The organism is Propionivibrio sp. (assembly GCF_016790145.1).
Lineage (GTDB): Bacteria > Pseudomonadota > Gammaproteobacteria > Burkholderiales > Rhodocyclaceae > Propionivibrio.
Genome location: NZ_JAEUOI010000167.1, coordinates 1 through 22,639, shown reverse-complemented (window position 1 = coordinate 22,639; position 22,639 = coordinate 1). Strand labels below are relative to the sequence as shown.

The following is a 22,639-nucleotide window of genomic DNA, read 5'->3' as shown; positions in this document are numbered from 1 at the left end:
CAACCAGAAATCGATGGCCACTTCGAACTGAAATACCCGGTTCGCCAAAAACTGACCTACCGCCAGCGCTCCGAACGCGGCAATCAGGCCAGCCAGGCCGCCAATGGCGGCAAATTCGGCGAGCAAGGCGCGTCGCAGTTGTTCGCGTCGTGCGCCCAGCGCGCGCATCACGGCCAGTTCGTAGCGGCGTTCTTCGGCCGCTGAGGCCAGTGCCGCATAGAGAACGATGATTCCGGCCACAAGCGTAAATAAAAATATGAACTGAACGGCTTGCGCCACCTGATCCATGATCGCCTGCAACTGGCGAACGATCGCAGCCACATCGACCACCGTCAGGTTGGGAAACTCGCGAATCAGGCGATTGACAAAGTCGGCCTGGGCTGGCGCCAGGTAGAAACTCGTGATCCAGCTTGCAGAATACGGTTCCAGAACGGCAGGTGGCGTCAACACAAAGAAATTCACCCGCATCGAATCCCAGTTCAGCTTGCGCAGGCCCAGCACCTGCATTTCAACCGTCTCTCCGCCGATGACAAATTCAAGCCGATCACCGACTTTCAGGCCCAGGGTTGTAGCCAGCCCCTCCTCCACCGAAGCCACACCACGCGCCGTATCGCTGTCCGCAAACCAGCGCCCTGCCGTCACCGCATTGCCCTCTGGCAAATCCTGGCGATAGGAGAGATTGAATTCGCGGTCGATCAGGCGCTTGGCCCGATCGTCCTCATAACTTGCCGGGCCGACCTCGACTCCGTTGACCCGCGCCAGACGCCCGCGCACCATCGGCGCAAACTCGGCAGTCACGCCATCGTTGGCAAAGGTACGCCGAACGCTGTCAAGCTGATCGGGCTGTATGTTCACTACAAAGCGGTTCGGTGCCTCGGGGGGTATGGCGCGACGCCAGGCGTCAAGCAGGTCGTTGCGCGTAACGGTCAGCAACAGCAGCGCCATGAAACCCAGCGCCAGGGCGACAATCTGCACGACACTGGCCGCTGAGCGTCGCTCAAGGCTGGCCAGGCCGTAGCGCCAGCCGATACCGCCCTGGCCCGTTCGCGAACGCGCACCGCCGCGCAGCAGCGCAGCCAGACGAATCGCCGCGCGCGCCACCAGTGCAAAAAGAAGCATTGCCGCAGTAAAGCCGCCGACGATGTAGGCACCAAGGCGGATTTCTCCAGCCACCCAGAACATCAACCCAGCCAGCGCGGTGTAGCCCAGGGCGTAACTGCCAAGCAAAGCCGATGGCGGCAATGCGCCTGAGGAAAACTCCCGGCGCAGAACGCGCAGTGTCGACACACGCTTGAGCTGGAGCAGAGGAGGCAGCGAAAACCCGAACAGCAGAATGACGCCGATGACACTACCTTGCAGCGCTGGCATCAGGCCGGGTTGGGGCAGTGGCGTCGTCAGCAGTTGGGCCAGCCAGGCATGCAGGACGAAATGCGCCAGATAGCCGATGACACAGCCGAGCACGGCAGAGAGCAGGCCAAGCAGGGCAAACTGGCAGAGATAGACCTTTAACAGAAAGCCCTGAGTCGCACCGAGACAGCGCATCACCGCACACGGGTCAAGATGCCGCTGCATGTAACGACGCGATGCCAGGGCGACGGCAACGGCGGCCAGAACGACGGTCAACAGGGCGGAAAGGCCGAGGAATTTTTGCGCCCGCTCGAGCGCCGCGCGGATTTCCGGACGGGCATTCTGGGCGTCCTCGATGCGTTCGCCACGCTGCAGAACATTCTCGACCTGTGAACGAAATGCACTCACTGTGGGCCCCTCACCCGCCAGCAGCAGACGATAGGTAATCCGGCTGCCCGGCTGGATCAGACCGGTCGCCTCGAGATCGGCGATATTCATCAACAGACGCGGCGCCACGCTGAAGAAATTGACGCCGCGATCCGGTTCCAGGGTCAATACGGCGGCGACGCGCAACGACTGCCTTCCTACCGAGATGGTATCTCCGACGCTTGCCGACAATGCCGAGGCCAGCCGTTCGTCGACCCAGATCGTTCCCGGCGCCGGAATACCGCTGGCCGGCGCATCCGCCACATTGCGTCCGGGAGCGATACGCAGGCTGCCGCGCAGCGGATACCCGTCTGAAACGGCCTTGATCTCGGCCAACTGGGCGTGCAGCTCATCGCCCTGCCCGAGCGTGACCATGCTCGGAAAGGAACGCGTTTCAACGAGCGCCAGGCCGCGCTCGCGCGCATCGGCGCCCACTCTGGGCGGCCAGGGATGATCGGCCGTCAGCAGCAGATCGGCACCGAGCAGTTGATTGGCCTCACGTTCAAGCGCCTGCTTGACCCGGTCGGCAAAAAAACCGACGGCGGTCAGCGCCGCGACGGCAACCACCAGCGCCGCCACCAGCAGGCGAAGTTCGCCTGCCCGCGCGTCGCGGCGCAACATGCGCAGGGCAAAGGGGAAAAAGCCCATGCCCATCAAGGGATCACCAATTCATCAGGCAAATCGGCGACACGCCCTGTCCATCTCTGCGCGCTCTGCGTCGAATAATGTTTATCAATCATGTCAATCCAGCTCCCGCAAGCGCTCAACCGCCTCGTCAACCCTGCGCACGGCAATCACCTCGATTCCGGCAATCGGGTACCTGGGCTTGTTGGCCTCCGGGATCATCGCCCGTGTGAAACCGAGTTTGGCGGCTTCCTTGAGGCGCTCCTGACCGCGTGGTGCGGGGCGGATTTCGCCGGCCAGACCAACCTCACCAAACACTATAAGTTTCTTCGGTAATGGTTTGTTTTTTAATGAAGAAACAATCGCCAACAGCACCGAGAGATCGGCGGCCGGCTCGACGATCTTGACACCGCCGACGGCGTTGACAAAAACATCCTGATCGAAACAGACGATACCCGCGTGACGGTGCACAACAGCCAGCAACATGGCCAGACGCTGTGCATCGAGGCCGACCGTCAGCCGTCTCGGGTTGCCGTGCGACTGGTCGACCAGTGCCTGGATTTCGACCAGTAGCGGCCGCGTTCCTTCCTGGGTGACCAGCACGCAGGAGCCGGGAACGTCCTGACCGTGCTGCGAAAGAAACATAGCCGAAGGGTTATTCACCCCCTTCAGCCCCTTGTCGGTCATCGCGAAAACTCCGATTTCGTTGACCGCGCCGTAGCGATTTTTCACCGCACGAATCAGGCGAAAGCTCGAATGCGTGTCACCCTCGAAATAGAGCACGGTATCGACGATGTGTTCCAGTACGCGCGGCCCGGCCAGGGCACCCTCCTTGGTCACGTGGCCGACCAGGATGATGGTGATTCCCGTCTGTTTGGCCAGCCGCGTGAGTTGCGCGGCGCATTCACGCACCTGGGCGACCGATCCGGGCGCCGAACTGAGCTGATCCGACCACAGCGTCTGGATCGAGTCGATGACGGCCACCTGCGGCTTGACCGATTGCAGCGTGGCGAGGATCTTTTCAAGATTGATTTCGGCCAGCAGCTTCAGCTTTTTGCTGTCGAGCGAAAGCCGCCGGGCACGCATGGCGATCTGCTGGCCGGACTCCTCACCACTCACATAAAGAACGTGGTGTGCGCCGGACAGTTCGGCGAGCGCCTGCAGGAGCAAGGTACTCTTGCCGATTCCCGGATCGCCGCCGAGCAGCACGACGCCGCCCGCCACCAGCCCGCCACCGAGCGCCCGGTCAAACTCGCCGATACCGGTCGGCAGCCTGTCCTCTTCACGCGCCTCGATCTCCGAGAGCGTCTGCAGCCTGGCCGTTCCGCCCAGTGCCGCGAAGCGGCTGTTGTTGGCCTGAGCGCTTTCGGCAAGCGTTTCGACCAGGGTATTCCAGACGCCGCAACCGGGGCACTGCCCCTGCCACCTGGGGACGCTGGCACCGCATTCGGTGCAGGAATAGATGGTTTTTGCCTTGGCCAAACTGGGATACCCGATGGAAGGAGCAGGCTTGATTCGTCCTCTTTAGTTACCTGAGATTGCAGCGGTGGAATTGGCCTGTTGGCGCAGCACGTACTTCTGGATCTTGCCGGTCGACGTCCTCGGCAGAGGATTGAAGATCACCCGCTTGGGCACCTTGAAACGGGCCATGTTCTGACGGCAGAATTCGATGATCTCCTCCTCGCTCACCGTCGCCCCCTCGCGCAACTCAAGGAAGGCACAGGGCACCTCACCCCATTTCTCGTCGGGCGTGGCCACTACGGCCGCGGCGATAACCGCCGGGTGGCGATAAAGCACGTCCTCGACCTCGATCGACGAGATGTTTTCACCACCGGAAATGATCACGTCCTTTGAACGATCCTTGATCTTCACATAGCCGTCCGGGTTCATCACGGCAAGGTCGCCGGTGTGATACCAACCGCCGGCAAACGACTCCTCGGTGGCTTTCTGATTCTTCAGGTAGCCCTTCATGACCAGGTTGCCGCGGAACATGATCTCGCCCATCGTCTCGCCGTCCCAAGGCACCGGCTGCATGTCCGACGGATCGAGAACGGTAATCGCTTCCTGTGCGTGGTAGCGCACGCCTTGTCTGGCGTTCAGTTCGACCTGCCTGGCCAGGGGCTGATCGGCCCAATTGCTGTGTTTGGCGCAGACGGCGGCCGGCCCGTAGGTTTCGGTCAGACCGTAAACGTGCGTCAGATCGACGCCGATGTTGGCCATCTGCTCGATCACCGCTTCCGGAGGCGGTGCGGCAGCGATCAGACCGGCAAGTTTTTGCTTGATACCGGCACGCAGCGCGGGCGGCGCATTGGCCATCAGGCTATGCACGATAGGCGCACCACAGTAATGGGTCACACCGTGATCGCGGATGGCGTCGAAAATCAGCTTCGCGTCGACCCGGCGCAAACATACGTTGGTGCCGGCGTTGGCAGCCATGGTCCACACGAAGCACCAGCCGTTGCAGTGAAACATCGGCAGCGTCCACAAATAGACCGAGTGTGCCGGCATGCCCCAACTGACGATGTTGCTCATCGCATTGAGATAAGCGCCGCGATGGTGATAGACGACGCCCTTCGGGTTGCCGGTGGTTCCCGAGGTATAGTTGAGCGAGATGGCGTTCCACTCGTCGGCCGGGCCTTGCCACGGATAGTCGGGGTCTCCGCCGGCGAGGAACTGCTCATAGTCTATCGTGCCAAGGCGTTCGCCCGCACCGCTGTATTCGGGATCATCGACATCAATGATCAGGATCCGGTGCTGCACATTGGACAGAGCTTTCTTGACGGTGGCCGAATACTCGCGATCAGTGATCAGCACCTTGGCTTCGCCGTGTTCAAGCATGAAGGCGACCGTTTCGGCATCAAGCCGCGTATTGAACGCATGCAGTACGGCGCCGGTCACTGGCACGCCGAAGTGGCACTCGACCATCTCCGGCGTGTTGTTGAGCATCACCGCCACGGTGTCTCCCTCGACGATGCCGTGGGCGACCAGTGCCGAGGCCAGGCAACGGGCGCGGGTAAAGGTTTCCAGCCAGGTGTAGCGGCGCTGGCCGTGAATCACTGCCGTCCGTTCGGGATAGATATACGCCGTGCGCTCAATGAAAGTCAGAGGTGAAAGCGGTGTGAAGTTGGCCGTGTTCTTGTCAAGATTCTGCTTGTAAATGTTCTGCATTTCCGGCTCCCTTGATATGAGTGTCAATGATGTTGGCTTACCACCGGGGTCAGCCAGCAAGGATGCTGCCCAGGGGGTGTCAGCATCGCATAATTTGCTGTTGTTGTCTTTGGCAAACTTGAAAAACCATGCCGAAGCGTTCAGTTCGAGCAGCAAAAGCCGGCTTCAGGTTCGGGGCTGGTTCTCGTGCATTGCAACACAAGAAAAAATTGATGACGAAAGGCGCGAAAGCTTAAACCTCGACCACCGGCACGCGCCGAGCCAGTGCGCAAAAAAGCTCATAGCTGATGGTCCCGGCAGCGGCAGCGACCTCGTCGGCCGGCAATCCTTCACCCCACAGTACGACCGGGCTGTCGACACCGGTATCCGGCAACTTGCTCAGATCGCAGGCCAGCATGTCCATCGACACCCGACCCAGCGTTTGCGTGCGCTGACCGGCCACCAGAATCGGCGTACCGCTGGGCGCATGGCGTGGATAGCCGTCGGCATAGCCGCAGGCGACAACCCCGACCCGCATGGGCTGCTGCGCTTCGAAGATGCCGCCGTAACCGACCCGCTCACCGGCCACGATCTCCTGTACGGCCAGAATACGGCTGTGTAGCGTCATCACCGGCTTCAGGTCAAAGCTCGCGGCGTCGGCGTCGGCAAAGGGGCTGCCGCCGTAAAGCATGATCCCCGGCCGTACCCAGTCATGCGCTGTCAGCGGGTAACGCAGGATGGCGGCCGAGTTGGCCAGTGAGACGGGGCAAGCAGCGGGCCAGCCTTCCCTCATCGCCTCGAAACGCTCAAGTTGCCAGTCAATACCGCGCCCGCCATCGGCCTCGGCAAAATGCGTCATCAGCGTCACGGCGCCTAGGGCCGATGAATTGGTCAGTACGAGTCTTACGGCCGGCATCTGATCCGGCGTGAAGCCAAGACGGTTCATCCCGGTATTGAGCTTGAGATAGATCGGTAGCCGCAAGGGCAAAGCGGCGGCGTGGATCATTTGCAGTTGCTCGATGCGGTGAATGCATGGAATCAACCCGTATTCAGCGCAGGTGCTCAGATCGTCGGGCCCGAAAAACCCCTCGAGCAGAAGAATGGGCTGGCGAAATCCTGCATCGCGCAAGGCCACTGCGGCCTCCAGATCAAGCAGGGCATAACCATCGGCCACTTCGGCCAGCGCCATGGCGGCGCGCATCAGGCCATGGCCATAGGCATCGGCCTTGACGACGGCCCACGCCCTGGCGGCTCTGCCATGGCCGGCCACATGGCTTTTGGCAATCAGATAATTATGACGAAGTGCGGCAAGGTCGATGCGGGCTTGAATCGGGCGCGGCATGGGACGAATGATTCCTGGGCTCTTGGGTTGACGGAGTGAGAGTATCGACCGCATTGAGCTTCAACACAAGACGGACGACCCAACCGGATAAAATGCAGTTCCGGCGCGCTAACAACTTCCTCGCTTTCATGGTATAAATTCGCCACTCAACAAGAGCAGTACCTGATTGCCCAATGCCCTTTGGCTTCTACCTCATCATGGCGGCGCAGTTCTTCTCCGCGCTCGCCGACAACGCGCTGCTCATTGTTGCCATTGCCGCCCTGCGCGAAATGCATGCTCCCAGCGCCTATGAGCCGCTGCTTAAAACCTTCTTTACCGTCTCCTACGTTGCTTTGGCGGCCTTTGTCGGCGCTTTTGCTGACTCGATGCCCAAATGGCGGGTGATGTTCATCAGCAATACGATCAAGATCATCGGCTGCGGCATGATGTTTTTTTCCGTGCATCCGCTACTGGCTTACGCCGTCGTCGGTCTCGGCGCCGCCGCCTACTCGCCAGCCAAATACGGCATCCTGACCGAATACCTGCCGCATCGCCTGCTCGTCGTGGCCAATGGCTGGATCGAAGGACTGACTGTGGGTGCGATCATTCTGGGGGTTCTCATCGGCGGCGTTTTGATCCAGCCGGCCATCGCACAGAACCTGCTTTCATTTGATTTTCCATATATCGACACCGGAGTCGAAACCGTCAGCGAAATGGCCATCAGCTTCGTTGGCGGCTTTTACATGCTGGCCTCGGTGTTCAACCTTTACGTTCCGGATACCGGCGTCGATCACAAGCCGCTGCACAAGAATCCGTGGTATCTGATTCGGGAATTCAACCACTGCCTGGCACTGCTCTGGCGCGACCGTCTCGGTCAAATATCGCTGGCGGTAACCACCCTGTTCTGGGGCGCCGGTGCGACCTTGCAGTTCATCGTCATCAAGTGGGCAGAAGTGGCACTTCAACTCGACCTGTCCAAGGCCAGCATGCTGCAAGGGGTCGTTGCGGTCGGCGTTGCGCTGGGTGCCATCGGCGCGGCCAGAATGATCACCTTGCGCAAATCGCTGCGCGTGATACCGCTGGGCATCGCGATGGGCCTCATCGTGCTGGTCATGAATTTTGTTCAACACATATGGCTGGCCGTTCCACTGTTGATCATCATTGGCGCACTTTCCGGCTTCTTTGTCGTGCCGATGAATGCGCTGCTGCAGCACCGTGGCCACATTCTGATGGGTGCCGGGCACTCAATCGCCGTTCAGAACTTCAACGAGAACCTGTCGATCCTGATGATGACCGGCCTTTATTACCTGATGGTCAAGATCGACCTCTCGATTTACTGGGTCATTACGCTGTTCGGCCTCTTTGTCAGCGCCAGCATGTTGCTCGTCAAGCGCCGCCATGAGGCCAACCAGCGCGAACACGACGACGTGATTCACCTTGACGACGGCACGCATTAAACCGACGCTTTGCACAATAAATCAGCGCATCAACGAATCAGTGGCGCGTTGGACAGTTCATCGGGGTTTTCGCCGGAGGCCGGGAAATTCTCGGCAAGCGCCATCGTGATCTCTTTCAGGGCGAGCAGCGACCCGCTTTCAAAACGCCCTTCCCTGTATGCCGCCTCCATGCGACGACAGACCGCACTCCAGAATGCCTCGTCGACCCTGGCGTCGATCCCCCGATCGGCAACAATCTCGACGCTGCGGTCGAGCAATTGAACGTAGATCAGTACGCCGCTATTGTGCTCGGTGTCCCAGACCCCGAGCTGTGCGAACAACTCGATCGCCCGTGCCCGTGGTGACTGATCGCTCAACAGCCCATGTAGCGGCAGGCTGGCTTCGACAACGAAGCGCAACTCGCCCTGATGCGTGCGTTCGGAATCGGTGATGGCCTGTTCAATCGTGCGCAGAACCGGTTGTGGAAAGGCGCGCAGCACCCACCAGTCGGGCCACAGCATATGACGAAAAAGTCTGCCTGCTCGCATCACCAGTCTCCCGAGGCGCCGCCGCCGCCAAAGCTTCCGCCGCCGCCTGAAAACCCGCCGCCGCCCGAACCTCCGCCCCAGGACGAACCGCCGGAAGAGAAGCCCCCACCACCGATCCCGCCACCTCCACCGCTGATGCCGGCAAACAGCGAAACAATGAAGGCGACAGCACCGACCACGATGGCGACCAGAACAGAGGAAAGGATCAGCGACGCGATGATGCCGGCCACGCCGCCGACCACTCCGGCGGCCAGAAAGCGCCCGAAGATGGCGCGCAGAATGCCGCCGACAACGAAAACCAGAATGAACCCGAAGAACATCAGTGTTTCAAAATCGATGCCGCCGCTCGCCTCGTTCGTCTTGCTCGCCTGCTTTGGCTCCGGAAGCGCCTCACCACCAGCCACCTTGATCATGACCTCCAGTCCGGCATCGATCCCGCCATAGAAATCACCCTGCTTGAAGCGCGGGCTGATCGTTTCGCTGATGATGCGCTTGGCCGTGGCATCGTTGAGCGCACCCTCCAGGCCGTAGCCGACTTCGATGCGCATTTTTCTGTCGTCCTTGGCAACGAGCAGCAAGGCTCCATCGTCGACACCCTTGCGCCCGAGTTTCCACGACTCGACGACACGCAGCGCGTACTCGGTGACGGTTTCGGGGAGCACGCTGGGCACGATCAGAACCGCGATCTGCGCACCTTTCTGGCGCTCGAAAGCGGCGATTTTTTCTTCCAGCCGGGAGCGTTGATCCGCCGAGAGCGTTGCCGTAAGGTCAGTCACCCGCGCCCCCAGTGGAGGAATCGGCAGCACGGCCTGAGCCCCGGCCAGCACGGCCATGAAGAGCAAAAACAGACCGGCCAGCCAGCGTGTTCGCCGCAAGCCACGAGCGAACATGAATCAGTAACCGGGCGATTGTGCAGGTTTGCCGCCCTCTGCCGGAGCCGGAAGGGCGATAGGTGCGGGGGCAGGTGCAGTGCCCTGCGCAGGTGCACGCTGGGCAGGCGCCGAGAAGTCGACTTTCGGTGCAACTGAAATGGCCTTCTCGTTTTCCACGCTGAAGTTGGGCTTGACCTGATAGCCGAAGATCATCGCGGTCAGATTGTTCGGGAAGGTGCGCACCGAAACGTTGTACGCTTCAACCGCCTTGATATAGCGATTGCGCGCCACTGTAATGCGGTTCTCGGTGCCTTCCAGTTGCGCCTGCAAATCGCGGAAGGATGCATCGGCCTTCAGGTTAGGATAATTTTCGGCGACCACCAGCAAGCGGGACAAGGCACTGGAAAGGCCGGCCTGTGCCTGCTGGAACTTGGCAAAGGCTTCGGGATTGTTGATCAGCTCCGGGGTGGCCTGAATGCCGCCCACCTGCGCGCGCGCCTGCGTGACCTGCGTCAGGACGTCTTTTTCATGGCTGGCGTAGCCCTGGACGGTGCTGACCAGATTGGGCACCAGATCGGCCCGCCGCTGGTACTGGTTGACCACTTCCGACCACGCCGATTTGACTGCCTCGTCGCCGGTCTGAAAAGCATTGTAGCCGCAGCCGGAAAGCAGGCTGACCAACACGGCAAGGAGGGCAAGAATTCGGATGCGCATGACATTTTCTCCACGAAGGAATGAACAAAGTGAGGTGTAGATGGTGATGCTTGACTGAATTACAAGTCGACCGTGGGCCGAGGCCAGGCTTCGCGCTCATTCCGGGCTTGACCCGGAATCCAGTTCGTTGATCAAAGCTTTCTTTTAACATCTTGATCAGATGAACGAATCCGGATTCCGGCTTGCGCCGGAATGACTGAAGATTGTTAGAACAAATTTACCCTGGTGACGCTGCCTGTTCCCTGGATATCTGACGCATCAAGGCGCGGGCACGGCACAGATCTTCCCAGGCCTTGGCCTTGTCGGACAAGGTTCTCAACAGATACGCCGGGTGATAGGTCACAATCACCGGAATTTCATTCTTCCCGTCACGGTATGCCAGAGGCTTCCCGCGCAGGCTGGCCAGAGAACCCACTTCGCCAAGCAGCGCATGAACCGCAGCACGGCCAAGCAGTACAATCAGCCGCGGCTCGATGAGAGCGATCTGGCGCTTCAGATAGGGCGCACAAGCGTCCATTTCAGACGCTTCCGGCGTGCGGTTGCCCGGCGGACGGCATTTCACGGCGTTGGCGATATAGACATCATTACCGCGCTTGAGGTCGATGGCCGCCAGCATGGCATCGAGCAACTTGCCAGCCACGCCGACAAAGGGCTCACCGCGTGCATCTTCTTCCGCTCCCGGCCCCTCGCCGATGAACAGCCAGCCGGCGCGCTCGTCACCCACACCGGGTACCGTCTGTTTGCGCTGCGCACACAACCCGCAGGCGCGGCAGTCCGCAATGCTATGCCGCAACTGATCCCAGCCCAGGCCGGCGATTTGCTGCGCGCGCTCAGGTCCGTATTGGGCCAATGAAGCCTGGGTCTCGACGCTCAGCGCCGGTTTGGATCCGGGTGAAGCCGCAGGGATGATCACCGGAGCAGACGCCTCTCCGCGCTCAAGAGCAGGCTGCTCGCGCAATACCCACTGCGGCGACAGCCCCATCTCGTCGAGCATCTGATTCCGGCTCAGGCTCATGCCAACACCTCCTCCAGCGCATGAGTCAACACCAGCGCATCTTCACGTCCCTTGTCAGCCGGATAGTAGCCGCGACGCACGCCGATCTGCTGAAACCCGAAATGCCGATACAGCGTCAATGCCTTTTCGTTCGAGGGACGTACTTCGAGCAGCAGGATTTTCGCCCCGCCGGCGCGAGCCACCCCCATGGCGTGACGCAACAGACGCGCACCGAAACCCATTCCCTGACGTTTCTCGGCCACACCGATCGAAAGCAGATGGGCTTCATCGACCGCCAGCATCACCACAAAATAACCCACCAGATCGCCATCAATGCGGCAGACCCAGCAACTGTAGCCGCAGTTCATCGAATCCGTGAAATTGCCCCGACCCCAGGGTAAGGGACAAACGCGGTACTCGATGGCCAGTACGTCATCGAGATCGACAGCGTTCATTGGCCTCAGCTCAATGCGCGGTTCGAGCACGGCAGCCATTCAGGCCCTGCCCCCTACGGCCAGCCGCTCGGCTACGGTCCGGGCGACCTTGTTGCGCACATAGAACGGCGCGGCTTTGGCCGCATCGATCTGTTCGCCGCGCTCAAGACGCGGCGCGGCGAGCCGGGCAACGGCCTCGGCGCTGGGCATCAATTCAGGAAGCCAGGCATCGACAAAAGGAGACAGCCGCTGGCGCAGCAGCGGATACGCCGCCAGCCCGTTGCCGCAGGCCAGCCAGCCCCCGGATTCGGGCAAGGGCACCGCTTCGGGTGAATAGACACCGATCTCGCCGTGCACCTCGCCCCCTTCAAAAAAGCCGTAATATACCTCCCCCATCCGCGCATCCAGTGCCACGATAACCCGTTCGCCGCCACTGGCCAGCGCCATCGCCTCAAGCGTACCGACGCCGATCAGCGGGAGATCACGTGCCACAGCCAGGCCCTGGGCGACGCCGCAGGCAACGCGCAGGCCGGTAAATGAGCCTGGCCCCATGCCGAAGGCGATTCCATCAAGGTCGGCAAAGCCCAGTCCGGCCTCGCGCAAGGTCGAAGCGGCCAGCGGCAGCAGGGTTTCCGAATTCGAAAGCCCGAGCGGGCAGCTTCGCGCAAGCAGCGCCCCATCACACCAGAGTGCGATGGAACCGGGGTCGGTGGCGGTTTCAAGGGCGAGGATATTCATGACGCGTATTCTACCCGCCCTGACCCCCTTCGTCGCAGGACTGCGCAGTGCCGGAGAGCAAAGCCCGTAGGTCGGGTTAGCGCCAGCGTAACCCAACAGGCCCTGCTGAGATGCAGATAACGAAACCTCCCTGCATCCGACGCGGCCCGGAAAGGTCTCAGTCGCCGCGTGGTATCTCCATGATGAAGGACGTCTTTTCCGCTGCGGAGACCAGCGAAACTTCTCCGCCATGCGCTTCGACAATCGATTTGACGATCGCCAGTCCCAGGCCGGAATGCGTTCCCTGCCAATGACGCGAAGGGTCGACACGGTAGAAACGGTCGAACAGGCGTGGCAAATGGGCTGGCGGAATCGTTTCTCCGCCATTGGTCACGACAATTCGGATGCGGCCCGTATCGGCTGGCTCGATTGCGATGCGGATACCTTCCCCGCTCGGCGTATGCCTGATGGCATTCGAGATCAGATTGCTGATCGCCCTGCGCAACATCAGCGGATCACCGATCACCTGAGCGGCGCCCGAACGGCTCAGCGTAACGCTCTTTTCGTCGGCAATCAGGCGGTAGAAGTCGATCAGATCCTCGGCAATGCGCTCAAGATCGATATTTTCCCGCGAGGGGACGATGCGCCCTTCATCCGCTTTGGCGATAAAGAGCATGTCGGAGATCATGCGCGAGAGCCGCTCGAATTCTTCGACGTTCGATACCAGCACATCCCGATAGTCTTCAGGCGTTCTTGGCCTGGAGAGAGTGACCTGCGTTTGCGTCAGCAGGTTGCTGACCGGGGTTCGCAATTCATGAGCAAGATCCGAGGAGAAATCCGACAATCGCCGGAACGAATCCTCCAGCCGGGACAGCATCGCATTCAGCGTTTCTGCCAGATCCACCAGTTCAACGGGGACCGAATCGACATCCAGTCGGTCATCGAGTTTCTGCGCCGTTATGCCCTCGGCTTTAAGTCGGATCGCCTGCAAGGGGTAAAGCCCGCGCCGTACGGCGACCCAGCCGAGGAATCCGGTCATTAACGCCGCCAGCGTCACAAAAGACCACAAGGTGATGCGGAATGAGCTCATGAAGTGTTCGTGATGGGAAATATCGGTTGCCACGGCGATGATGGCCGGCGGCGTGTCCCTGATTCCCGTAGTGGCCAATGCCGCCAGCCCGCGAAAGGGAACATTGCTGGCTGTTTTCCAGAAAACCGGGCGCAAGGAATCCGCCAGCACCGGTTTATCCAGCAGCATCTGCGGGAACTCGGCGCCGCTGGTGGCAAACAGCTTCTGGCCGTCGGGCGCCACGACCACGAGCGCCAATCCCTGATGCCCGACCAGCGAATCGTCGAGTTGTTGCGGAATGGAGATCAGATCGTTCTCCGAACGTACTTTTTCCAGCGCATGCCGCGTCAGATCGAGTTTGCCGGTGAGGACGGCCATGTCCTGTTCGACAAAATGCTGCTCGACGGCGCCGCCGACCAGGTAACCGAGCAACAACAGCACCACGGTCGACGCCAAGGAAAAGAGAAGCGTCAGCCGCAGCGTGATCGAGGCCGGACGCTTCAATCGCACGCCGCGTCCTTCGCAACATCGTCCAGAACGTAGCCCATCCCGCGAACGGTACGAATCAGCCGGGGCTCGAAGTCATCGTCGACTTTAGCCCGCAGCCGTCGCACAGCGACTTCAATTACGTTGGTATCGCTGTCGAAGTTCATGTCCCAGACCTGCGAGGCAATCAAGGAACGCGGCAGGACCTCGCCCTGGCGCCGCAGCAACAGCTCAAGCAGCACGAATTCCTTGGCCGTCAGGTCGATGCGCTTGCCGGCACGCGTGACGCGACGACGCAGCAGATCGAGTTCCAGATCGGCGACCCGTAAATACTCCGCATCCTTCGCCTTGCCGCCACGACGCAGCAGGGTTCTGACGCGGGCCAGCAACTCCGAAAAGGCGAATGGCTTGACCAGATAGTCATCGGCTCCGAGCTCAAGCCCTTTGACCCGGTCCTCGACCTGATCCCGTGCCGTCAGAAACAGCACTGGCATTTCCTTCCCGGCCTTGCGCATGCCCTGCAAGACCTGCCAGCCGTCGATACCTGGGAGCATGACATCGAGAATCGCCAGCGCATAGGACTCGGTTGACGCCAGGTGCAATCCGTCCACGCCATTGCTCGCCAGGTCAACCACGAAGCCCGCTTCGACCAGACCCTGCTTCAGGTAGCTGCCGGTCTTGGGTTCGTCTTCCACCACCAGAATCTTCATTGTTTCTCCCTTGTGGCGTTGCTACTGAGGCTGGATTCTCCTTCTTTTCAAGCGCCCCGATGAAAAGATTACAGAAATGTAATCCAATAGTCAGCCTTCTGTTGCCTGGTTACAAGCATGATGACGCGAATCAGCCGCCAGAAGGTTGCAGGCTAGCGGATGACTATCAACGCTTGCTCTGACGGAGGAGCAAAGCCGAAAACACCTGCCTTCCATTCACTGAAAGGAACAAGCCGATGAACGCAGCGAAGGCACTGATCCTGGCAATCCTTGCAGCGGCACCCCCCATCGCCCTGGCGCATGGCGATGCCGGGCACAAACAGGCCGACCCGGTAAAGCATGAGCAAAAGGCCTGGGGTATCGCAGGCGATGCCAGGGCCGCCAGGCGCACCATCGAAATCAGGATGACCGACAACATGCGCTTTACGCCCGATCGCATCGAGGTCAGACAGGGCGAAACGGTACGCTTGGTGCCCATCAACAAAGGTCAGGTCGGGCACGAGTTCGTGCTCGGAACAAAAAAGGAACTGGATGAACACGCTGCCCTGATGAAGAAGTTCCCCGAAATGGAGCACGACGAGCCGTACATGGCGCATGTACCTGCCGGCAAACAAGGTGAAATCATCTGGACCTTCAACCGCTCGGGAGAGTTTGACTTTGCCTGCCTCTTGCCGGGCCATTACGAAGCCGGAATGGTCGGCAGGATCAGGGTCATCGCCGCCGGAAACAAGGCCACTCCTGGGCGTTGAACTTGCTCACTCCAGCCAGTGGAAGACGATGAAACAAGCCAAAAATACTGGCCGTAACCTTGCCGACCCTGACCACGCTGACCCAGTCCGGAAACATCACCCAGCTCTGGCACAACTCCCGGCGCTATGAAGTCGGCAGACGCCGCGCCAGGCGTCGGCGGTTTCCTCAAGATCGACAAGGATACGGCAAGATCACAGGCAGAGCGATCACAGACATGGACATACGGCTGAACATGCGGCCCATGAGCATGGCCTTCACCGCCAGGGGCAATGCCGGTCCGGAATCGGCGATTGACTTGGGCAACCGGCGACATGGTTGTATGACGCATGCTCGCCGCGTCTGTAGGGCCTTGCTGTGCGTATCGTCAGCAACCGCGACTGTGGGCCGAAGATGTGTTGCCGGAATCGTTTAAGACGATCTGGCGCACGGCGGAAAGTTACCGCGGGTCACTGAGTCCACCCACGGCCTTGGTGGGAACGGTCGTGAGCAGTCGGGCGCTCGACTTTCTGCGCCGGCGCAATGCCAAGCGCGCTCACGTGACCCAATCCATTGACAACGATATGCCCTGCGCCCACGCCGATGGTGCTCCCGACCCAATGGGCATGGCGCTGTCCAGTGCACAGGTCTTGGCGTTGCACCAATGTCCTGGCAAGATCGAACACCGGCAACGCGAAATGGCCAGCCTGGCGTACCTGCTCGACCTCAGCCTCGGTGATCTCGCCGCGCAACTGAAACGGCCTCTGGGCAGGCGGTGTCGCAAATCAGCACCCTGCCCGCAGTCCATTCGGTTGATCGCGGTTCAGTAACGTACGCGCCTGCGCCGGGCCAGTACAAGCACGGGCAGGCCCGCCAATAGTAAAGCCATGCTTCCTGGCTCCGGCACGGCACTCACGTTATCGAGAACGAAATCGGCGTTGGCGCTAAAGCTGACTTCCTTCAAATTTGACCAGCCCTGGAATGAAAAGCCCGGCAGGTTGCCTAGCTGACGCGTCTCAGTCAATTGGCTGTTGTCACCAAATATACCGTGGATGTCCAGCATACCGGCGGCCTGGGGGTCAAAGAGGCCATAGTCCAGCGCGAGCAGGCTGAACAAGCCGCCGCCGGCCGTGAAAGTGAGCGTAGAGTTGGCAAACACCAAAAGACCTCCAGTGCCGCCGCTCCCGATGCCATCGATTGGCAGGTACGAAGCAGCGTCCCCGGCAAACCGGAAGCCGGCTTCGTGGTACGTCGCCACATTGGTAGTGTTGTCGATGTCGATCACGCCGGGCGAGTCGAAGGTCACGATGGCCGCCTGCGCCCCGGCGGTCAAGGACAGCGCCGCGGCGCAGGCCAGGCTGGTCAGTAGTTTTTTCATGATGGTTTACTCCGGGTTATGGGTAGTGGACTTATTGCGCACCGGGCAGCGGTGTATTGAGGTACGGGAAACCGGGCAGGAAGGGTTGCACGGCCTGGTCCACCGCGTCATGCAATGTGAAAGCGGTGCCTTTCAGCGGCACCGCGTCCGGATTGCAGGCTGCACCGAACTTAAGCGCATCCGTGTTGCCATTGGCCATACACAGCCCGCCCATAACAGCGACCAGCGAAATGTCGACCACGTCGTCCTTCGGTCGGCGGCCGTTCGGATAGCCGGCGTTGTCGGTGCCTTTAGCCAGGATGTTGCCCACGATGCCGAGCCGGTTCTGCTGGGCAAACGGTACCGCCGGGATGGCAGTATTGAGCCGCAGCATCTCCGAGGCCACAACGCCTTTTGGCTGGTTGAGACCGGCGATTCCAGTCAGGAAGGTCGTCACCAGATCAACGCGCGGCAGGTTGGTGGGCGCTATTCCTGGCAGAGCGAGTGCGATCTCCAGCAGTGCCGGCAACGTGGGGTTGGTCACGTAGGTAGCAAACTGGCCGTCGTTTCGCGGCGAAGAGCTGTTGAACCGGTCTTTATCGGGCAAACCAATCACCACTTCATTGACCAGCGGCATGCCAAGGCGGGACACCTGAACCCAGGCGCCGCCATAACTGACAGTGGTTTGGTGCCCGCTGGGCGGGTTTGCGTTGACCAACTGGCTCTGGCGGATACTGGCCGTGGTCCACGCGCCTACCACCGGGTCGTTACTGCCGGCGGCCAGCAAGCAGCTTTTGTGAATCTCGAGCGCCAGCGTGGTAACGTTTTTGTCCAGGATCGTGTTCGGCGCCGCATTGATCAACGTCGGATCAGTGATCACCGCCACCGGCGCATTCACCAGGTCGAAGATCACGCCCAGGTTGACCGCGAAACCGTCCTGGCGCTGACCCACAAATACGCGCCCCGGAGTGGCGCAGCCCGGGATATTAACCGGATGGATGTGCTGGTTGGCGTAGGCCTCATAGTTGGGAATCGTCTTGGTGCCGATATTGTCAACTGGCTTGTCGAAGCTGGTGGCGCCAGTGCCGACACGGCTCACAGGCGCTGCCTGGCCGGTCCGGCGGTCGCCCCGCACCAGGGTCAGCGTGAACTTTTCGTTGACATTGAGCGCCGCGGAGTTGGGTGCGTTGACCTGGTCGGCCTGGGTCAGGGGGATCGCGACGTTCTGGCCGCCGATCGGCAAGGTGATGCCTCTGAAGTTGTTCTGGAAGCGGAACTGAAAGGTCAGATCTTCCTTTGCGTCGCCATTGTTGTCGATGTGAATCTCGTACAACGCATTGGGGTCCATCTTGAAATAATTGGGGCCGCCGTAAGAATCCTGCAGCGGTTGGTAATTGGCGAGCACCGTGACATAACCCGAGCGCCCATCCTCGTAACTGTTGAACAGATAGAGGTCGGTTCCATCGACCTTGGGCTGGGTGGTAATGAACGGCGCTTCGCGGTGGCTCGAAGCGTGCGCCGGCATCCAGGTCAGTGTCGTTAGCGCGGCTACACCCGCCGCGGTAAACGCCATCAGCGTCTTGTTACGCAAGGGCAAACGAATGCTCATGAGAGGGCTCCTTAAAGATGTTTGCAGTTACCGGCCAACCGGAATGGCCGCGCCGTGCAGCACCCGATACGAGTGCCGTCATACCCCTTTACGTGGCAAAAGTCAGTCTGGATTCAGAAACAGCAAAAAAATCGCACCATTCTTTTAGACGTCATGCGGAGGTCATGCGAATTTGAAGTTTGTGCTGACTGCATGCTCATTAATCGCATCGTATGCCGGCCCAAAATCGGCGATTGACGCTTGCACCCGGCGTCAGCCATACTCCCCGAAAGCCCATTGGGTTTCCTATCCTTCCTACCCTTCCTATCCTTGAATAGCGCGCGATGACTGTTTGCACTGCCGCCGGACGACAGGCGATCGGACCGCGAAGGTGGCGCGGCGCCATCGTGGGCCTTGCCGGCGCAATGCTGGCGCTTGTCGTCCATGCCCACGATACCTGGTTGCTTCCGGATGGGGGACGGTACGACGAACCCACGGAAGTCACGCTCGGACTGTCAAGCGGCAACTTGTTTCCTGACGCCGAGAGCGGGTTCCCTCCCGAGCGCATCGCCGCCGCGAGCTTCCGCCTGGGAGGGGTGCACTATCCCTTGAGCGTGCTGCGCGTGACGCCGGAACAGTTGCTTCTGCGCCTGGCGCCGCATGCGCCTGGCATCGCGGCAGTGGTGGTGGCCGTCGAACCGCTCGACGTCGAGATCGACGATCACATCGTCGAGATCTACTTCGACGAAATCAACGCGTCGGAGGCCCAGCGCAAGGCGTGGAGCGCGGCCGGACAGACGCGGCGCTGGCAGGAGCGATTCGTCAAGCATGCCAAGACCTACGTCCGCTTTGGCTCCGGTGACGATGCGACGGCGTGGTCAACGCCGAGCGGCGCGACGTTCGAGATACTGCCGGAGGCAGATCCCACTGCCCTTACTGCCGGCGACAGCCTGCCGGTGCGCGTGCTGAAGAATGGGCTGCCGCTGGAGGGTTTGCAGCTTGCCGCGGTGCGTGATCGCAAGGTGACGGGCGGCTTTGTCGCCACTGGCGCGGATGGCCGCGCGCGGATTTCCTTGCCGCAGCCCGGATGGTGGCTGATCCGCGGTACCGAACTGCGCCAGCGCGATGCCTCGGGGACACGCTGGGACAGCGACTGGGTGTCGCTGTCGCTGTTCGTCGCGCCGAGCCGATAGCGGCCGACGAATTTCATCGGCATGCTCCTTTCGTGCCGCGGTGTGGGAATGGCCATGATACTTGGTTACCGAAAATCGGCGCTGGCGGGACGCGGCATCGGCGCCTTCAGCATGAACGTATGTAATTTCAGTCATTGGTTGCGCGCCAGGATAAGCGGGGCATCGCCGGTTTTCTCAAGCCATTGCCATTCGGTAAGCCAACGCTCGCCATCGAAGTCTCGCAACATTGAATTGGCATAGTCTTGATCGGTACCCCAGAATTCTGAGTGGCCGTTGACAGTCTCAAGCCGACCGTGGCAGTGGTGCCGAGTACATTTTTATTTGAACGTACAGGCTTCGGTCACGAACTTGCAATGCATACTGTGTGGAACCTCATGAACACGCAGATACGCTACATTGCGCATGTGCCTACCGGCAAATAAGGTGAAATCTACTTGACCTTCAGCCGGTCGGGAAAGTGTGACTTTGCCTGCCTCCTGCCGGGCCACTACGAAGCCGGGTTGGTCGGCAAGATCAAGGTCGTCGGCGCCGGAAACAAGGCCGCTCCCAGGCGCAGAACCTGCTCTCTTTCACCAGTAGACGACGATGGAACAAGAATAAATACGGCCATGGCTGTGCTGACCATGACTAAGCTGACACTGTTCGGGAACTTCGCCCAACTTTGGCACAACTCACGGCGCAATGAAGTCGTCAGACGCTGCGCCAAGCGTCGCCGACATCCTCAAGATCGACAATGACATGATCACCATCAGGCTCAGCCCGACCGAACACCCGGACATACGGCTGAACATGCGGCCCTTGATCATGGTCTGCACCGTCAGGGGCAAGACCCTGCTCTACAAGGGCAGATTCGCAGCGTAACCAGCCGTACAGGTTTAGAATATCAATGAGTGCTGTCGGCCATCGAAGGACATAGCCACAGGCTAGCCAAGCTAGGATTGAGCGGCCGGTGTACCTTCGATACCCGCCATTCGCAGTAGCCGCAAATCGCGAGCAACAAAATTGCTCGCAAGCCTTGTAATAAGGACATATATGTCCTATTCTTCGCTCCATGAAAACAAAGCAGTTCCTGAAATATTTGAAGTCCTGCGGCGCGGAAATCATTAAGAATCGCGGTAACGGCGGACATTTCCTGGTCAAACTCAACGGTCGGAAGACGACTGTGCCAATGCACGGCGATACCGATTATGCCCCGGAGTTTCTGGACGATATTTGCAAGCAGCTCAATACCCGTTTGAGGAGTATTCAAAAATGAACATGTCTTATCCCGTCACCCTGAAACACTATCAAGGTGGGCAAGTCGGCGTATTTTTCGCCGATGTACCGGAAGCGATCACCGCCGGCACGAACGAGGCCGAGGCGCTGGATCTCGCTCAAGACGCTCTGACGGTGGCGCTTTCCAGTTATCTTGACGAGGGTCGGCAATTACCTCTGCCGAGCAAGGCAAAGCGTGGACAACCAATGGTCATATTACCGCCGCGTGTCGCGTTCAAGCTGGCGATTCATGAGGCGATGTGTGAGCAGGACGTGACCCAAGCGCAGTTAGGCGAACTGCTCCGCATCGATGGGCGTCAGGTGCGTCGTATTCTCGACCTTGACCACGAATCGAAACTCTCTCAGCTTGAGGCCGCGCTGGCGGCACTGGGATTACGAGCGTCAGTAAGCGTGACGAAGGTTTCGCCGATTGCCACAAGCATGACTACCTGAAACCCTTACCTGAAGACCGCCCTGCCCCCTGAGCTGGCTCGCCCCTACGCCTGGTTGCAAGAAGGCTTCACCGCATTTCCGTACTCTTGATCCAGCCCTCGTTCTGCCTGCAAACAGAGGCGATCTGCTGCGCCATGTGGGCATAGGCCTTAAACCCTTGAACGCGCGAACCTCGACAGCCAGACACATGGAGAGCAGCAGAGAATCGGGTCAAGCGCGCAAGGCCAGCAGTTCCGGCAGGCGCTCGTGCGCTCCGTTGGCACGCACGACCTGCTCGACCATCCGGCGACTGCCGTTCCTCAAGTCCGTGCCGAGGGTGTATTTGTGATAGCGAGAAAACGAAGTTTCAGTGGCAGGGTCATCTCTCGCAGCTTAGCTTTATATTGGCCAAGCTGTGTTGCAATTCGGACACATTTCCCAGGGGAAAGCTCAGGGCCCGTAACAAATTTGCCACCGCTTCCGCAGCACCCGCATTTCTTTGATTATTATGCGCATTCGAGTCCAATTTCGAGTCAATTGCCCTTCCCGATTGAGACGTCGCGATCGACATTCGCTAACCACTTTGAATTGCCATTACGGAGTAATGTGCCATGGATGATGCTTTCGACGACATCGTCACCGGATTCTACCAGGCGGCCAGCGGCCAACTGGCGTGGGGCGAGGCGCTCAAGTCCTTCCAGAGTCTCATGGACGCCTGGCTCATTCAGGTTCAGGGTATCGATTTTTCACGCTTGGCCGTTACCTTCAGCTACGAGGCGGGTCCCTGCACACCCGAAGCGGTGCTCGACTACCTGTGCAATTGGCATAAGTCCGACCCGCGGGCGAGGCTGGTCATGGATCTCGGCGAAGGGGAATGGGCCAACTGCCATGAGCACTTCGACGAGGCCTTTGTCGCGCGAAGCGCTTTCTACCAGGATTTCCTGATACCCCACGGCGGCCGCTATGTCAGCGGTACGCAACTCTTCAGCGTAGGCAGCGAAGTCGTCATGCTCGGTGTGCACCGTGGTCGGCTTTCGCAGCCCCTGGATCAGGGCGAGATCACATGTTGCAAGCGCCTGGCGAAGCATCTGGCCCAAGCCATGCGTCTCGACCGTATCCACCGGGAAAGGGCACCGCTGGTGAGCCTCGGGGCTGAACTCCTAAGTCGTTTGCGTGCCCCCGTCGTGCTCATAAGCGACCACCATCGCCTGTGTTACGCCAATAGTGCCGCTCTCGGGATTCTG

The 22,639-nt window shown here is 60.1% G+C and carries 22 protein-coding genes; 8 read left to right on the top strand and 14 right to left on the bottom strand.

What is annotated here, in order from left to right; translation table 11 throughout:
- From JNM42_RS13745 to alr, 4 genes are all read right to left on the bottom strand, one after another.
- Positions 1-2,427: FtsX-like permease family protein (locus tag JNM42_RS13745; protein ID WP_294271051.1), on the bottom strand; the 2,427-nt coding region annotated here is incomplete at its 3' end.
- 87 nt (positions 2,428-2,514) lie between these two features.
- Positions 2,515-3,879 (bottom strand): DNA repair protein RadA, encoded by a 1,365-nt coding sequence (radA, locus tag JNM42_RS13740; protein ID WP_294271048.1) that lies wholly within the window; start codon positions 3,877-3,879, stop codon positions 2,515-2,517.
- Between the two features lie 42 nt (positions 3,880-3,921).
- Complete coding sequence (locus JNM42_RS13735; protein ID WP_294271045.1) at positions 3,922-5,565, bottom strand: acyl-CoA synthetase; 1,644 nt, start codon at positions 5,563-5,565, stop codon at positions 3,922-3,924.
- Positions 5,566-5,797: 232 nt separating this feature from the next.
- Entirely contained in the window at positions 5,798-6,886 is a 1,089-nt protein-coding gene (gene alr, locus JNM42_RS13730) for an alanine racemase (protein WP_294271042.1), read from the bottom strand.
- Positions 6,887-7,059: 173 nt separating this feature from the next.
- Here alr and lplT point away from each other — a divergent pair, with 173 nt between their 5' ends.
- Complete coding sequence (gene lplT, locus JNM42_RS13725; protein WP_294271039.1) at positions 7,060-8,322, top strand: lysophospholipid transporter LplT; 1,263 nt, start codon at positions 7,060-7,062, stop codon at positions 8,320-8,322.
- A gap of 29 nt (positions 8,323-8,351) precedes the next feature.
- Here the strand turns inward: lplT and JNM42_RS13720 are convergent, their stop codons facing one another.
- The 8 genes from JNM42_RS13720 to JNM42_RS13685 form a co-directional block, all read right to left on the bottom strand.
- Complete coding sequence (locus tag JNM42_RS13720) at positions 8,352-8,849, bottom strand: TPM domain-containing protein (RefSeq protein WP_294271036.1); 498 nt, start codon at positions 8,847-8,849, stop codon at positions 8,352-8,354.
- The gene (locus JNM42_RS13715) at positions 8,849-9,739 is read right to left on the bottom strand and encodes a YgcG family protein (RefSeq protein WP_294271033.1); all 891 of its coding nucleotides are present in this window, start codon (positions 9,737-9,739) and stop codon (positions 8,849-8,851) included. The genes JNM42_RS13720 and JNM42_RS13715 overlap by 1 nt, the downstream gene beginning before the upstream one ends.
- A 3-nt stretch (positions 9,740-9,742) precedes the next feature.
- Positions 9,743-10,435: a LemA family protein gene (locus tag JNM42_RS13710; protein ID WP_294271031.1), complete on the bottom strand. Its 693-nt coding sequence runs from the start codon at positions 10,433-10,435 to the stop codon at positions 9,743-9,745.
- Positions 10,436-10,652: 217 nt separating this feature from the next.
- A complete protein-coding gene (locus tag JNM42_RS13705) occupies positions 10,653-11,450 on the bottom strand; it encodes a uracil-DNA glycosylase (protein WP_294271029.1) in 798 nt (265 codons plus the stop codon).
- Positions 11,447-11,884: a ribosomal protein S18-alanine N-acetyltransferase gene (rimI, locus tag JNM42_RS13700; protein ID WP_294271025.1), complete on the bottom strand. Its 438-nt coding sequence runs from the start codon at positions 11,882-11,884 to the stop codon at positions 11,447-11,449. The genes JNM42_RS13705 and rimI overlap by 4 nt, the downstream gene beginning before the upstream one ends.
- A gap of 39 nt (positions 11,885-11,923) precedes the next feature.
- Positions 11,924-12,601, bottom strand: a complete 678-nt coding sequence (gene tsaB, locus JNM42_RS13695; RefSeq protein WP_294271020.1) for a tRNA (adenosine(37)-N6)-threonylcarbamoyltransferase complex dimerization subunit type 1 TsaB — start codon at positions 12,599-12,601, stop codon at positions 11,924-11,926.
- 157 nt (positions 12,602-12,758) lie between these two features.
- Positions 12,759-14,159 carry a heavy metal sensor histidine kinase gene (locus JNM42_RS13690; protein ID WP_294271012.1) on the bottom strand — a complete coding sequence of 467 codons (1,401 nt, stop codon included), beginning with the start codon at positions 14,157-14,159 and terminating at the stop codon, positions 12,759-12,761.
- Positions 14,150-14,845 (bottom strand): heavy metal response regulator transcription factor, encoded by a 696-nt coding sequence (locus JNM42_RS13685; protein WP_294271009.1) that lies wholly within the window; start codon positions 14,843-14,845, stop codon positions 14,150-14,152. The genes JNM42_RS13690 and JNM42_RS13685 overlap by 10 nt, the downstream gene beginning before the upstream one ends.
- A 236-nt stretch (positions 14,846-15,081) precedes the next feature.
- Here JNM42_RS13685 and JNM42_RS13680 point away from each other — a divergent pair, with 236 nt between their 5' ends.
- Both JNM42_RS13680 and JNM42_RS13675 read left to right on the top strand, forming a co-directional pair.
- Entirely contained in the window at positions 15,082-15,594 is a 513-nt protein-coding gene (locus JNM42_RS13680) for a cupredoxin family protein (RefSeq protein ID WP_294271004.1), read from the top strand.
- Positions 15,595-16,077: 483 nt separating this feature from the next.
- Complete coding sequence (locus JNM42_RS13675) at positions 16,078-16,401, top strand: hypothetical protein (protein WP_366504446.1); 324 nt, start codon at positions 16,078-16,080, stop codon at positions 16,399-16,401.
- Here JNM42_RS13675 and JNM42_RS13670 read toward each other — a convergent pair.
- Entirely contained in the window at positions 16,395-16,949 is a 555-nt protein-coding gene (locus JNM42_RS13670) for a PEP-CTERM sorting domain-containing protein (protein WP_294270999.1), read from the bottom strand. The genes JNM42_RS13675 and JNM42_RS13670 overlap by 7 nt on opposite strands.
- A 31-nt stretch (positions 16,950-16,980) precedes the next feature.
- On the bottom strand, positions 16,981-18,537 hold the full coding sequence (locus JNM42_RS13665; RefSeq protein ID WP_294270995.1) for a DUF4331 domain-containing protein: 1,557 nt from the start codon (positions 18,535-18,537) through the stop codon (positions 16,981-16,983).
- Between the two features lie 386 nt (positions 18,538-18,923).
- On the opposite strand from JNM42_RS13665, the gene JNM42_RS13660 reads away from it, so the two are divergent.
- The 5 genes from JNM42_RS13660 to JNM42_RS13640 all read left to right on the top strand — a co-directional run.
- Entirely contained in the window at positions 18,924-19,709 is a 786-nt protein-coding gene (locus JNM42_RS13660) for a DUF4198 domain-containing protein (protein ID WP_294270989.1), read from the top strand.
- 681 nt (positions 19,710-20,390) lie between these two features.
- Positions 20,391-20,570, top strand: coding sequence for a hypothetical protein (locus tag JNM42_RS13655; RefSeq protein ID WP_294270986.1), 180 nt, complete (start codon positions 20,391-20,393; stop codon positions 20,568-20,570).
- Positions 20,571-20,760: 190 nt separating this feature from the next.
- Positions 20,761-20,964 carry a type II toxin-antitoxin system HicA family toxin gene (locus JNM42_RS13650; protein ID WP_294270983.1) on the top strand — a complete coding sequence of 68 codons (204 nt, stop codon included), beginning with the start codon at positions 20,761-20,763 and terminating at the stop codon, positions 20,962-20,964.
- A complete protein-coding gene (locus JNM42_RS13645) occupies positions 20,961-21,416 on the top strand; it encodes a type II toxin-antitoxin system HicB family antitoxin (RefSeq protein ID WP_294270980.1) in 456 nt (151 codons plus the stop codon). The genes JNM42_RS13650 and JNM42_RS13645 overlap by 4 nt, the downstream gene beginning before the upstream one ends.
- Before the next feature lie 590 nt (positions 21,417-22,006).
- On the top strand, positions 22,007-22,639 hold a 633-nt coding region (locus tag JNM42_RS13640), incomplete at its 3' end, for a hypothetical protein (protein ID WP_294270976.1).